This is a genomic window from Streptomyces sp. NBC_00557 (assembly GCF_036345995.1).
Classification (GTDB): Bacteria; Actinomycetota; Actinomycetes; order Streptomycetales; family Streptomycetaceae; genus Streptomyces.
Genome location: NZ_CP107797.1, coordinates 1 through 13,381 on the forward strand (window position 1 = coordinate 1; position 13,381 = coordinate 13,381).

The 13,381-nt window shown below is 69.2% G+C and carries 10 protein-coding genes; 7 read left to right on the forward strand and 3 right to left on the reverse strand.

Translation table 11 applies throughout. From position 1 onward, the window contains the following. Nucleotides 1–733: 733 nt before the first annotated feature. The 5 genes from OG956_RS38845 to OG956_RS38865 all read left to right on the forward strand — a co-directional run bounded on the left by OG956_RS38845 (nt 734) and on the right by OG956_RS38865 (nt 6,340). Entirely contained in the window at nt 734–1,387 is a 654-nt protein-coding gene (locus OG956_RS38845) for a TnsA-like heteromeric transposase endonuclease subunit (protein WP_330342683.1), read from the forward strand. After that, nucleotides 1,384–3,447 carry a transposase gene (locus OG956_RS38850; RefSeq protein WP_330335824.1) on the forward strand — a complete coding sequence of 688 codons (2,064 nt, stop codon included), beginning with the start codon at nt 1,384–1,386 and terminating at the stop codon, nt 3,445–3,447. The genes OG956_RS38845 and OG956_RS38850 overlap by 4 nt, the downstream gene beginning before the upstream one ends. Nucleotides 3,448–3,509: 62 nt before the next feature. Then, nucleotides 3,510–4,442: an ATP-binding protein gene (locus tag OG956_RS38855; RefSeq protein WP_330335825.1), complete on the forward strand. Its 933-nt coding sequence runs from the start codon at nt 3,510–3,512 to the stop codon at nt 4,440–4,442. A 1-nt stretch (nt 4,443) separates the two neighbouring features. After that, a complete protein-coding gene (locus OG956_RS38860) occupies nt 4,444–5,490 on the forward strand; it encodes a TniQ family protein (protein ID WP_330335826.1) in 1,047 nt (348 codons plus the stop codon). 61 nt (nt 5,491–5,551) lie between these two features. Next, nucleotides 5,552–6,340, forward strand: a complete 789-nt coding sequence (locus tag OG956_RS38865) for a hypothetical protein (protein WP_330335827.1) — start codon at nt 5,552–5,554, stop codon at nt 6,338–6,340. A gap of 710 nt (nt 6,341–7,050) precedes the next feature. On the opposite strand, the gene OG956_RS38870 is transcribed toward OG956_RS38865, so the two are convergent. Further along, nucleotides 7,051–7,524: an ATP-binding protein gene (locus OG956_RS38870; protein ID WP_330343069.1), complete on the reverse strand. Its 474-nt coding sequence runs from the start codon at nt 7,522–7,524 to the stop codon at nt 7,051–7,053. Continuing rightward, on the reverse strand, nt 7,521–8,318 hold the full coding sequence (locus tag OG956_RS38875; protein ID WP_330343070.1) for a Mu transposase C-terminal domain-containing protein: 798 nt from the start codon (nt 8,316–8,318) through the stop codon (nt 7,521–7,523). The genes OG956_RS38870 and OG956_RS38875 overlap by 4 nt, the downstream gene beginning before the upstream one ends. A 9-nt stretch (nt 8,319–8,327) precedes the next feature. Here OG956_RS38875 and OG956_RS38880 point away from each other — a divergent pair, with 9 nt between their 5' ends. Then, nucleotides 8,328–8,909 carry a hypothetical protein gene (locus OG956_RS38880; RefSeq protein ID WP_330343071.1) on the forward strand — a complete coding sequence of 194 codons (582 nt, stop codon included), beginning with the start codon at nt 8,328–8,330 and terminating at the stop codon, nt 8,907–8,909. 86 nt (nt 8,910–8,995) lie between these two features. Here the strand turns inward: OG956_RS38880 and OG956_RS38885 are convergent, their stop codons facing one another. Continuing rightward, complete coding sequence (locus OG956_RS38885; RefSeq protein WP_330343072.1) at nt 8,996–12,865, reverse strand: nSTAND1 domain-containing NTPase; 3,870 nt, start codon at nt 12,863–12,865, stop codon at nt 8,996–8,998. Nucleotides 12,866–13,234: 369 nt separating this feature from the next. Between OG956_RS38885 and OG956_RS38890 the strand changes: the two genes are divergently transcribed. Continuing rightward, nucleotides 13,235–13,381, forward strand: coding sequence for a hypothetical protein (locus OG956_RS38890; protein ID WP_330343073.1), 147 nt, complete (start codon nt 13,235–13,237; stop codon nt 13,379–13,381).

Genomic DNA, 13,381 nt, shown 5'->3' on the forward strand with positions numbered 1-13,381 from the left:
CTCCGGGCTGCGCCCGGAGTCAGCGAACCCCCGCGCTGCGCGCGGGGGTTGCGCTCCGCTCCGCGGGAGCGCTGGCGGAGCGCTGCGCGCACCGCGCAACCTGCCTGCTTCGCAGGCAGGTTGATGCTCCGTCCGCTGCGCTCCCGGAGCGGTCGAGGGCTTCGCCCTCGACCCCGGCCTTCCGCTCCGCTCCAGTCCGGGGTCGGCGGGTCCGCTGCGCTCCCCGCCCAACAAACGCGCCTGGAGGGGGTGAGCGGTCGCTGGGTCAGGCTGGCTGGGAAGGTGGAGGGCGACTGGCGGATGACGGCCGGAATGGTTGCCGCCTGAAGGCCCTTCTTGGCTTTGCTTCAAAGTGAGATATGGATTGAAACTGGATTCGGGCCCCCTCGGCGGTACGTGCCGCACCTCCAGTGGCCGGCCACTGCAACAACTGCGCAGTACCCGATGAACCTGCGCAGTGTTCCGCGATGGCGGGGAGACTCGGGCCCCGCAAGCGGGCTGATGTGCAGTCATACCAAGGCCGTAGCCGCTCCGTTGGTGCATCGGAAGCTTTTCACCCAGTACGGGGGCGTTCTCGATCTGCGCATTGTGCAGGTGTACCGGTCAATTCTTCACTGGACGCGTGAGCAGCACGAGTGGTGACCACCGGTCGGGGGGTCGGGTCCGTGTGAGGGATGTCGATGTGCGGTTCATCGGCGCGAACGGTCTGCCAGAGCAGCGGTCGTGGCTGGAGGTGGCCGCTGAACTGGCGCCGGCTGACTGCCCGCCGGTGCGTGGCTTCGCGGTGCGCCGGGGCAGAAGGTTGGCTCCTGGTTGGTGGTGGGCGGCCACCACGGGTCGGTTGGTGGCTTACGGGAGCACGGCGATGAGGGACCGCCTGATGCTGCTGGACCAGGAACGGCGGGTGGTAGGGCTGGCGTGCCGCCCGCTGGAATTCGTGTGGCGGGACGGCAGGCGGGTGGTAGCCCATGCTCCTCAGCTGGCCGCGCGCCTCGCTGACGGAGGTCACGTGCTCGTGGACTGCCTCGGTGCCGGCTTCCCACCGCGCCGTCTTGCCGGTGTGCAGGCTGTGCTGGAGGAGTGTGCGCAGGAGGTGGGATGGCAGTACCGGGTCGAGCCTGCCGCGGATCCGGTGGTGGTGGCCAACGTGCGCTGGCTGTCGGGGTACCGCCACCCGCGCTGCGCGGGCAGTGTCCGTCCAGGCCGGTTGCGTGACGTCTTCGCGTCTCGACGGCCCTTGGTGGAGGGGGCTGCCGCGCTCGGTGATGTGATCCGGACCTTGCCGGTCGTCTACCACGGCTTGTGGAGTGGTGAACTGACCGCGGCGCTGGACCGGCCGCTCACCGAAAGCACTCTGGTTGCCGCGGCCGGACGGCACGAGCGGTGAGCACTGTGCGGCATGTGGTGGAGGTGGGAGACCAGATCCGCTTCGCCGGTGGTGTGTTCACTCTGGCGGGGCTGGACGGGCCTCGATGCCGGATCGTGGATGAGGACGGGAGCGTCCAGGTGCTCCTGCTCACGCAGCTGTATGCAGACGAGGACTTCTGTGTGGTGGCCGGCTGTGCCGAGCCGCGCCGGGCGCCGGTGTGGGGGCCGTTGGCCAGCCTTGAGGCAGGCGTCCGCGAGAAGGCTCTGGCCTGGGAGCGGCACATCCGCGAGGTCGAGACGGGTCATCCGGAGCCAGACGGGAGGGGTGCTCCGCGCGAGGAGTTCGACCCGGAGTTGCGCAGCCTCGCCGAGCGGGAGGCTGCCAAGGCGGCGGAGCTCACCGAGCAGGGGGAGCCGGTCAGCGTGGCCACGGTACGGCGCATGCGCACCCGCTACCGCAGGCAGGGCGTGTGGGGGCTGGTCGACGGGCGTACGACACGAGCGAGGTCGCCGTGGGGGCGTGCCGACGAGCGGGTGGTCAACGCCATCAGGGCAGCGCTGGAGGCGCAGCGGGAGCGGTCCACCGGGACGCTGAGCCGACTGCGTCGGCAGGTGGGCTGGCTGCTGCAGGACGCCTACGGACCAGGCACGGTGAAGGTGCCGCCGGTGGCTACGTTCAATCGGCTGGTCCATGCGGTCGCCGACGGCCAGGGGCTGCTGGGCCCTGCGGTGCAGCAGCGCTGGCGGACGAGTCGGCCTGAGCCGCCGTTCACGCCCACCGTCGTAGCGCGGCCCGGCGAGCTCGTCATGATGGACAGCACCCCGCTGGACGTACTGGCCGTGCTCGAGGACGGGCGCATCGGGCGGCTGGAACTGACCATGGCCATGGACGTGGCCACCCGCAGTATCACCGCTGCCGTGCTGCGCCCGCGGGGAACGAAGGCGGTCGACGCGGCAGTCCTCCTCGCGCAGACCGTCGTGCCCGAGCCCCTGCGGCCCGCCTGGCCCGAAGTGCTGGCGATGGCCTCCTCGGTGATCCCCTACGAGCGGCTGTTAAGCATCGATGCCCGGATGCAGGGCGCTGCTGCGCGACCGGTGATCTTCCCGTCCACGGTCGTCATCGACCAGGGAAAGGTGTTCATTTCCCAGTGCTTTCTCGCGGCCGCCGAGCATCTGGGAATCTCTGTCCAGCCGTGCCCGCCCGCGTCCGCGCCCGCGAAGGGCCACGTGGAGCGCGGCTTCGGATCGGTGGGGACGCTGTTCGCGCAATACGTCTCCGGCTACACCGGCTGCCACATCAGCCGGCGCGGCCACCGCGTCGAGGACGAAGCCTGCTGGACCCTGCCCCAGCTTCAGGACCTGCTGGACGAGTGGGTGGTCAGTGGGTGGCAGGAACGGCGGCACCGGGCACTATGCCACCCTCTGATGCCCAAGCTGGCGCTCACGCCCAACGAGATGTGGGCGGCCCTGGTCGGCATCGCCGGGCACGTGCCTGTCCCTCTGAGAGCCGCCGACTACATCGAGCTGCTCCCCGCCCGGCGGTGTGCGATCGGCGCCGAGGGCATCCGGTTCGATTACCGCACCTACGACAGCAAGGCCCTCAACGGCCACCGGCAGCGTTCCACCGCGCCGGACGGCAAGTGGGAGGTCCACTACAACCCCTACGAGCCCTCACGCTGCTGGGTGCGTCTGCCCACCGGCTGGGCCGAGGCGGGATGGATCCACCGCACTTTGGTCAGCCGACCCTTCACCGACACCGCCTGGCGGCATATCCGTACCGTCGTCGACCAACGCGCAGGACGTGCCGAACACGAGGAACACCTCGCCCGCGCACTCGACGAACTCCTGCGTCGCGCCGGCGGCAAGACCGCCGGTACCCGCGGCCAGGAGCCGGCCACCGGCTTGGGGGCAGGTCCCACGGGCGTGCTCCCACAGGCGGACACCGGCGTGCTCGGGACCCGAGAGGTGAGTCGGCTGAGCGAAGAGGAGCCCAATCAGGACGACGCCGACGATCCGGTCGCCGGCACAGCTGATGCCTGGGAAGTCTTCGACGCCCATCAGGAGGCAGAGCAGTGGTAGTCCCCGGCCAGGCAGCCGCACACACCGGCCCGTTCGCCTCACCGACCACATGGCGGGAGTGGATGCAGTTCCTCGATGCCGAACCCCCTCGCCTGTCGGGCCCGGGCCCGTGGACGCTTCAGGAGCGCCTCGACTACCACTCCCAGTTCGTGATCCTCTCCACCCCGGTCATGGACAAGATCTCCCTCACCCTGCGGCGGCTGATGATCCTCAACCGGCACCACAACGGCACCGCCCGGCGGGGGCTGATGATCTCCGGGCCGCCCACCACCGGAAAGACCACCGCTCTGCAGCAGCTCGGGCGGTCCTTCCACCTCGCCGACCGGGCCCGCCACACCGGCACCGGCGAGCGACTGCCCGTGATCTTCCTGTCCGTACCGCCCGCCGCCACACCGAAGATGCTGGTCTCCGAGCTGGCCCGGTTCCTCGACCTGCCCATCGGAAAGACGATGAACCAGGCGCGGATCACCGACATCGTCTGCGGCGCCCTTCGCGATCTGGCGACCCAGCTCGTCCTCGTCGACGACGTCCATCTACTCAACACCCGCACCCGCGTCGGCGCCGAGACCTCCGACCAGATGAAGCACCTCAGCGAACGCATCCCCGCCACGTTCGTCTATGCCGGCGTCGCCATCGAGGCCTCCCCGCTGTTGACCGGCAACCGCGGTGCGCAGCTGGCCGGGCGGTTCAAGATGGTGCGCAACCCTCCCCTGGCCTACGGCAGCACCACACAGCGCACAGCCTGGGAAGGCCTGGTCGGCGGCATGGAAAGCGCCCTGCGGCTTACCCACCACCGCCCCGGCACCCTCACACGACACGCCGCCTACCTCCACCAGCGCACCGCCGGCAGGATCGGCAGCCTTTCCGCCCTCGTCAGGGAAGCCGCCATCGCCGCGATCCTCGACGGCACCGAAAAGATCAACAAACGGCTGCTGGCGGACATCGAGGTCGACCAACTCGCCGAACAGACCGCACGGCCACCGGCCAGGACCTGACATGCCCAGCGCTCCCCCGCGCCCCAGCATCCGGCGCGTGGCCCCGCTGCAATGGGAGACCACCGCCTCCTACATCCAGCGCCTGGCCCGCCGCCACCACCTGACCACCGCAGAACTGCTGAACGGCCTGGGCATCCCCCGCCCCCACCTCAAGAAGGAACGCACCCAGCCACACGCCCCCCACACCGGCATCGAGCTGTACCTGAACGCTCCGAGCCGCCGCCTGATCGCCTCGTTCACCGGGGTCCCGGAGGAACATCTCTCCTACGCCCTCCCCCAGTGGGACCAGTACCGCGACAAGCCCAACCCCGCCTCCGCCCGCGCCCGGCTCCAGCCCGCCCCGGTAAACGCCGTCACCGGCTGCCCTGGCTGCACCCTCGCCCGCACCGGCCACAGACACCCCGTCCGCCAGTACCTGCCCGACAGCCGCCTCATCTGCCGCCGTCACCACACCTGGATGCTCGGCCGCCACACCCTCGCCGGCACCCAACTGCCCATCGAACACGCTGATCTGGGGCACACCCCGGAGATCCTCGCCGCCCACCGCACCCACATCCGCTTCCTTCGCCGCTGGGGCACCGCGGCCGACCACGCCCTCGCACAGGCCACGTCCCTGACCGAAGCCTGGCGGCGCACAGCACCCGCGCAAGAACGCATCTGGCCCGCACGCGCCCGCCGCATCGCCAGCAACAAGCGCACCCGCCTGTGGTACGCCCTCGCCCGAGCAGCCATCACCTACCCCGAAACCATCACCCTCGCCCAATACATCGCCCACCACCCCCGAACGCTTCTGGCCCTCGAACGACCCCAGAGCGCACCACCCGTCCACAACGCCATCGCCGCCCTCCTGGGCCGGCCCTGGCTTCAAGACCCGGCCCTCTACCCCCACCGGCTCAACCACCGGATCAACTACGCCCCCAGCCCCCACCCCGGTGCACACCCGCGATGGACGTACCGCCAGCCAGGCCCAACCGAACTCACCCACCTCGGCTACCACCCACCGAAAACGGCCCAGGCCGTAGATGTCAGCCCCGGCACACCACCATGACCAGCAAGCCTGAACACATCGGCCCGCCCCGCCCCACCGTCCTCCCCGCTACGCTGACGGAGTGACAGAGTGCGTCGACAACCCGGCCGAGAGACTCCACGCCCTCCTCATCGACTTCTGCAAGGCCGGCAAGGAACTAGGCCCCAACGTGAGCAATTGGAATGCCTGGGCCCGGGCGCTCACCTACGAGGAGACACCCCTCGCCACAGACAGCGCTGAATTCTTCGCACGTCTGTCCGCAGCGATGATGCTGCCCCAGCAAGTCCGCCAAGCAGTCGGGGCCGTGGTGAGCGATCCCGAGCAACAGGACTACATGCTCCGTCCCCTGGCCGGTGTCGAAGCCGCCATGCTGGCCTCCGCTCAAGCCGGCCACCAGGTCTCCCACGTGTGGCAGCACTTCAGCAAGGACGGCGACGCGGACAGCAGCGCCGCGATCTACAGCCTGCTCGGCTGCGCCCACGAGCTACGCCGAGCTCAGGTCGAGGCCGGCCTGACCGACACCGACGGCCAACACCTCACCACCATGATCAACGACCTCATCGAGGCCGTCCTGGCCTCCGAACTCAACGAGGCCGACAAGCAGTTCCTCCTCACCCGGCTCAACGACATGCTCGCCGCCGTCCAGCAAGCCCGCCTGCGCGGCCGCTACGCCCTGGAGACAACCACCGACGCCGCATATGGCGCCCTCACCCGCCGCCCCAACCTCATCCAGCGGCTCCGTGACGCCCAACTCCTCAACCGCCTGGCAGACCTGTTCACCAAGTTCAACACCGTGCTCGCGCTGACCGGACAGACCGTCGAACTGAGCGAGACCACCGTGCACATGCTGGAACGCGGCCTGGGCAACTGAGCACTCCCACACCCCGTACAGGGCCACACAGCCCACACGCCGAGCCGTCCCGCACCACCGGCAACCACTCAAACTGCGCAGCACCCAACCAACCTGCACACCGGCGCCCGGCCCGACCGACACCACAGGTCAGACGGCTGACAAGTCACACCCCTGTGCAGAATCAGCGAGCCAAGCCCAGCACCAACCCGTTCAACCAAACTGCGAAACCCCAGGTCAGCACACGCACCACTGCGCACATTAACTGATCAGCGACAGGCGTCACCGGACGAGTGGAGCCGCGTCACCGGCCGGCACCCGGAACCGGCGGCCACCGCAGAGGGCAGGCACGAGGAGACCGTGTGCCGTACCTCCCGCATGGGTGGACTCGGAGCATGGCGCAACGCGGCAGCGCGTCAGGTTTCTGAGGCAGCGCCACGTTCATGCGAGTCTGCTGAAGGCCCAGCGGAGCGTTTCCCGGTCAGGGTTCGGGCGGCCTGTCCGTTGGAGGGCGGTGAGGGTGTGGGCGGTGAGCCGGGCCCAGTTGCGGAAGTTGCCGTGCGCTGCGTGGCGGTCGGCGAAGACGATGTCTTCGGGGTCGGTTCTGGCCCAGATCGGATGGTAGAGCGGGGACCTGCCGAACTTCTCCCAGGGTGAGCCTGGTGACGTGCTGCCAGATGAAGATGCGCGAGGAGAGCATCGGCTCCTTTCGCAACACGCTGTGCGCGCCTTCACCACCGGCGAAGACGATCGCGATCTGCGAGTACGGGTGATCCCAGACGAACCGGAAGTACTCGAAACGTCTCCCGATTGAGCCACTGCGCTTCGTCCACGACCAACGTACGCGGCTGGGCTGCGAGGGAGTCCAGGAGCAACCGGTCGAACTCGGACGGGTGACGCGGAGGTTCGCCCGGCAAACCGAGCGCTGCGAAGAGTTCGTGGCGCACCGCGCGGGCGGTGGGGCGAGCCCGGAAAGCGATCCGGCAGACCTCCTCACCACGGGCTCGTTCGAGCTCGCGCAGGCAGACATTGGCGGCGAGGGTTTTACCAACGCCGGCCGGGCCGTGGAGGCACATCATCGCCCCGGCCTCGATCGTGTCCGTGATGTTCTCCCGGGCGGCCAGGAGCGCGCGGGTTGTCACCACTGCAGCGTCAGGGAGCTGCGTGTGGTGGTCCGTTTCCCGGGGTGGCAGCTGGCCTGTCATCGCGTTCCTTCGCCGTCGGCGGGCTGAGGCCCGGGTGTGGGGCGCAGGCTGGGCGGGGTGTTCCAGTCCTCGGGTGGCGGTGCGGGTGGGATCAGGCCGGGGAGGGCGAGGGTGGCCATGTCGCTGTGGGCCGCGGCTTGGAGTCCGGAGACGGCTTCGGCTGCCGTCACGGCGCCCAGGCGCTGCGCGGGCGTGGGAACGGTGGCCGGGGCGAAGCGCTGCCGGCGCAGAGCCTGAGCCTTCTTGGCCTCCTCGCGCAGGCGGCGCGCTCGTGCGGTACGGGTGCGGCGCAGGGCATCGAGTTGCTCGGGCTTGGCGGCGTCGGCGAGGTGAGCGGATCCGAGGTGCTGCCCGGCGGGGTCGAAGACCTCGATCTCGTGATCGCGATGAGGCATGTAGCGGATACGGATACTGCGGCCGACCCGGCCGGCCATCCACGCACCGACGTAGTCGCGGCCTCGCCAGCGCACGCCGTGGCTGGTCAGCTTCCGCACCCGGCCGTCGTCCTCCAGCATCAGAGCCCATAGAGCGGCCTCAGAGATGTTGGAGAACGGCGAGGGATCCACCTGCCATGCCCCGATGGGGGTCTGGCCGGTCAAGCCGTCAGGGCGGTGCTCGGTGTTCCACCACGTCGTCCAGGCCAGGACCTCGGCGGTGAACTCCATGAAGGTCAGCAGGGGCCCATCACAGTCGGCGGGCTCCTTCTTGACGCGCCCGGGCGAAGGGGTGACGGTGCATCCGGGCAGGGCGGCGAAGAGCATGCGGTCCGCACACCGACTGAGGTTCTCCACCATGCCCTCCAGATGCAGGCTGCAGGCAGGCAGGTCATCGCCCTCGGCACCGAGAGTCCCGAATACACCCAGGACCGCAGCACCCAGTCGACACGACCGCACCGGCGCACCCGGCCCTGCATTGCAGCGATCGCCGCCCTGGCCATCGTCGGCAGCTGCGTCGTGCAGCACACCCAGGACCAGCAGCAAACCCATGAGCAGCAGGCCAAAGCCGCCGCCTACAAAGAACGCCCCGGTGCCAAGCTGCACATGGACGATGTCGAAACAGACGCCATCGCCCAACGAAGCACCGACAAGCAGCGCGTCGTCATCGAACTGCGCCCGTACTTCCACCGCACCACCAAGTTCCTGCATATCGACGACCCAACAGGCAACACCGCCCAAAACACCCTCGAGAGTGACCAGTGGTATCCCAAGGACCCCCAGATCGTCGTACCAGTCAAGGACCCACTCACCGACGTGACAGTGCACGCAGCCACCGATAGAAAAACATGGAAGAAAAGCACAAAACCGCCCTCGAGACAGAACCGCCTGTCACCGACCGATGTCGCCTACGACACCGAAACCGGCGAACGACTCCCACCCGACCCCTGACCCACACCCCGCACCGCTCACACGACCCGCACCTTGGAAGCAGACCGCCACTCCCCCCCCCCAGGAGAGCACGCCGCGGAGGCGCGCTACGGGCAGGGCGATCGGTAGGGGAGGGCTCCGACGTACTGATGCCACTGCTGGGTGGTCAGGGTGTTCCCGGTGGCGGCGCAGATCTGTGCGATGGCTTGGTCGGCGTCTGTTGCCCATAGTCGAACCGTGCCGTCGTTGCCGGAGGTGGCGAGGGTGTGTCCTTGGCGGCTGAAGGCCATCGCGTTGACGGTGTCCGTGTGGCCCGAGAGGGGGTGTCCCAGACGCGTGGGGTGTGCCGCGTCGGCGGTGTCCCACAACTGCACCCTGGCTCCGTCCTCGCCGGCGCCTGTAGCGGCCAGGATGCGCCGGTCAGGGCTGAACGCCAGCACGAGCCCGAGATCATCTTTACCTCCGGCTTGCAGGTGTCCTAGACGTTCGGCGTGAGCTGGCTCACTGGTGTCCCAGAGCCGCACGTCGGTGAGGTTCGTACCGCTGTCTGCTGTGGCCAGCAGCTGACCATCGGGACTGAACGCCAGCACGGGAGTGAAGTCCCCGGTGGCGCGGTGTCCGGTCGACAGGCGATCCAAGCGCGTCGGGTGTGCCGGGTCGGCGATGTCCCACAGCTGTACCTGGCTGCGGCCGTCATTGCCATTGGTCGCGACGGCGAGGAGGTCCGTCTCGGGGCTGAGCGCCATCGTAACGATTCCGGGAGACGGGATCGTGCTTAGTCGTCTGGGGTAGGCCGGGTTGCTGGTGTCCCAGAGCCGGACGCGGTCACCGTTCTGATCGGTGCTCGCGGTGGCCAGGGTGTGTCCGTCGGCGCCGAACGCCACAGCGATGGTCTCGCTGCCACGGCGGTCCAGCAGGTGCCCGACGACTCTGGGCCGAGCCGGATCGGTGGTGTCCCACAGCCGGACCGCGCTGCCGTCCACCTCCGCAGTCGAGGTAGCCAGGAGATGTCCGTCGGGACTGAGCACCATCGCGTGGACCGAGTGGCAGGGACTGACGCTCACACGCCGGGGGTTGGCGGGGTCTGTGGTGTCCCACAGCCAGATGGCACTTTCCATGTCGGGGTTGTCCTGATCCCCGACGGTATCGCCGGCGGTGGCCAGCAAGTGGCCGGTGGAGTCGAACGCTGTCTGGTGGACGGGACCGGGGTAGCCGCGCAGAACCCTTCCCGGCAGACTCCACAGGTGAACGCCGTCGCCGCCGGTGGCCAGGCTGCGCCCGTCGGGGCTGAACGCCACGGAAGCGGTGGATACCGCGAGAGGTTTGTCCCAGGGCATTGGGTTGGAGGGATCGCTGACGTTCCACAGACGCACCGAGCCGTCCTCGACAGCGGCCAGGGTGTGACCGTCCGGGCTGAGCTGGGCTGCTTCAACTACGGCGGAATCAGCGGTGATCGGTTCACCGAGGCGTCGTGGGTGTGCGGAGTCGGCGGCGTCCCACATCTGTACCGAGGCCTCCTTCCCGCCGCTCGTGGTGGCCAGGAGGTGACCCCGCTGGGCGAATGCCAGTCCGATGACGTGCTGGGACGGTAGGCCGCACACACGGCGGGGGTGTGCGGGGTCGGCGACGTCCCACAAGCCCACCGCGTCACCTCGGTCTTCTTCCACCGCGGCCAGGAGGTGACCCCACGGGGCGAAGGCTACGGCGCCGAAGCCATTGCGCGAACCACGCAGAAGGGGTTTAAGGAGTCGGGGAGATACCGGATCGGTGACGTCCCACAGCCGGATCCTGCCGCTGTCGCCCGTGGTGGCCAGGGTGCGCCCGTCGGGGCTGAAGTTCACCGTGTCGACCCTGTCGGGGGTAGAAGCACTGGTGCCGACCAGGGTTGGATGTGCTGGACGGGTTACGTCCCACAACTGAAGTCTTGCCGGAGTACCGGTGTCTGTATCGCTGCCCTCGCTGGGAGCGGTGGCGGCGGCCAGGATGTGCCCGTCGGGGCTGAACGCCACCGCGGTGACTTCGGTGCGGCGGTCGTCGGGAAGGTGCCCCAACCGCTCGGGATGCGCGGATGCGGCGGTGCTCCACAACTGCACCCGCGCCGGACCGGAACCATCTGCCTCCACGGCGGCCAGGACCTGCGCGCGCGGACTGAACACCACGTTGCCAGCCGAGTCCGGCTCACTGCTGAGGGTCGTGGACAGCACGGCGGTCGTGGCTGCGACCAGGTTTGTATAAGCCTGCGGAGAGTGCCGTAGACGGTAGGCGACGATATCGAGCCGGGCCGCGAGCGACACGTCTTGGGTCTGCGGTGACATGCCGGACATGCCGGTGCCCCGCAACTGATCCGCTTCGGTGATGATCCTGTTGGAAATGGCGGTGTTGCGCTCGGTGCGCGCGCTGGCCCGTTGTTGCAAGGCGATCGCGGCGGTCACGGACGTGACCAGGCTCAACACGGACAACACTGCGATCAGGATGCGCAGCCTCCGGGTCGCGCGGGCACCCGCCCGCTGTTCTCGACGGCGCATCTCGAGGCTGGCGGTGAGGAATTCCGCTTCCCGCGTAGTGAGGGCGGCACGGTAACCGGTCGTCTCGAATGCCTCCTCGGCCGCTGCGAGCCGCACGCCGCGATACAGGGCTCCCGGGTCGCGGTCGACACTCTGCCAGGCATTGGCGGCGTCGGTGAGTTGGCGGTGCAGGCGCAGGCGGTCGCGCGCTTCGTTGATCCAGGCTTGCAGTCGGGGCCATGCGACGATGAGGGCCTCGTGGGCGAGGTTGACGGTGTCGTGCTCGAGGGTGAGCAGGCGGGCGCGGGCCAGGTGTTCGAGGACGGTGGCTGTGTCGCTGGGGTCGCCGAAGTCGAGTTCCGTGCGAGGGGCGGGCCGGCGCGTGTCGGGGGTTCCCTCGCCGGGGGTGATGAGGCGGAGCAGGATACGGCGGGCGAGCTCGGCCTGGGACGGGGTCAGACGCGTGTAGACGTTCTCGGCGGTGCGGGCAATGGCGCCGCTGAGACCTCCGGCCGCGTCGTAGGCCTGAGCGGTGAGGGCTCGGCCCTTGCGGCGCCGCCAGGTCTCCAGCAGGGCGTGGGACATCAGCGGCAGGGCGCCAGGTTCGCCCTCCACCTCCTCGACGATGCGCGTGGTCAGGGTGCGTTCGACGATCAGCCCGGCGGTCTGGGCGGGTTTGACGATGGCGTCGCGCAACTCGTCACGGCTCATCGGGCCGGCCAACACGGTGGCCTCCTGCAGCGCGGCCGTCAGCCGCGGGTGCTGGGCACAATGGCCGAGGAAGTCGGCGCGCACGGCGATGACGACGCGCAGTCTGCTCCCGGGATCCGTGGCGGTCAGGAGGCGGTCGATGAACTGGTCGCGCTCGGCCGGGGCGTGACAGAGGGTGTAGAGCTCTTCGAACTGGTCCACGATCAGCCACGTGTCCCCGTCGCCGTCCTTCGGGGTCAGCCGCTGCTCGTGGGTGCGCAGGGGGTGTTCGCCTGGGGTGAGGACGCGTAGCGCGGCCGGCTGTGGGGTGGCCTGGTCCGGGTTGCGGAGGCGGGGGATGAGGCCGGCCCGCAGGAGAGAGGACTTGCCGCTGCCCGACGGGCCGAACACGGCGGTGAACCGCCGGGAGCGGGTCAGCTCTACCAGGCGGTCGGTGAGCTCGTCGCGGCCGAAGAACAGATCGGCGTCGCCGGGTTCGAAGCGGGCCAGACCCCGGTACGGGGGCTCGGCGTTCTCGTCCTCGGCGCGGGGTTCCGCCGCTACTTCGGCGGCCGCCTGCCGCCAGCGCTCCTCCCAGTCCTCCGGATCACCGCCGCATGCCCTCACGTAGGCCAGTACGACGGGCAGGGTCGGCAGCCGCTCACCACCGGCAGCCTGCGACAGGGTGCTTGTCCCCTGACCCGTGCGCTGCGCCATCACCCGGTAGGTCGGACTCCCGGCCTCCACCCGGAGCTTGCGTAACTCGGCCGCGAACCGTGCCACCGGCCCGGTGCTGGGATCGAGCGGACTCTCACGACGTCCCGCCATCGACAGCTCACCCCTCTGGGCCGTCCGCTTCCCCCGTGGATGCGGCGCGAGGCCGGACAAGGTACGCAACCTCGTGGCAGGAGCGCAATCCGAAGGTCTCTCCTTTGGCCACCGCGGCAACGCCATACCCGTGACCTGCGGCGCGGCCATTGTTCAGGGCGGCGGAACCGGCTGCCCATTCAATTCCCGTCCCGCTGAACTCGGTGGTGCACGGCGGTCGCCCAGGCCCGGCGTCAGTTGTCGGACGGCTCAACAAAGCTCCGGCACGAGCACGTGGCCAGGCGGCCCCACCACCCGAGTGAAGCAATGAAGGAGCCAGTGTTCATGAGTGAGAACGAGCAGGCGCCGCCTTACCCGCAGGGCGGCGCGGGGGTCTTCGACATCGACCCCGACCAGACCGGCGTCAGTCAGGACCCCGCCCACGAGGTCGCCTCCGACCTCGACGCACTCCCCGACGACATGGAGCTCTGA

What these genes read in the sequence shown, in the direction of transcription:
- OG956_RS38860 (WP_330335826.1), top strand. Translation starts at nt 4,444, where the DNA reads ATGCCCAGCGCTCCCCCGCGCCCCAGCATCCGGCGCGTGGCCCCGCTG.
- OG956_RS38890 (WP_330343073.1), top strand. Translation starts at nt 13,235, where the DNA reads ATGAGTGAGAACGAGCAGGCGCCGCCTTACCCGCAGGGCGGCGCGGGG.
- OG956_RS38880 (WP_330343071.1), top strand. Translation starts at nt 8,328, where the DNA reads ATGCAGGCTGCAGGCAGGCAGGTCATCGCCCTCGGCACCGAGAGTCCC.
- OG956_RS38855 (WP_330335825.1), top strand. Translation starts at nt 3,510, where the DNA reads ATGCAGTTCCTCGATGCCGAACCCCCTCGCCTGTCGGGCCCGGGCCCG.
- OG956_RS38875 (WP_330343070.1), bottom strand. Translation starts at nt 8,318, where the DNA reads ATGGTGGAGAACCTCAGTCGGTGTGCGGACCGCATGCTCTTCGCCGCC.
- OG956_RS38870 (WP_330343069.1), bottom strand. Translation starts at nt 7,524, where the DNA reads ATGACAGGCCAGCTGCCACCCCGGGAAACGGACCACCACACGCAGCTC.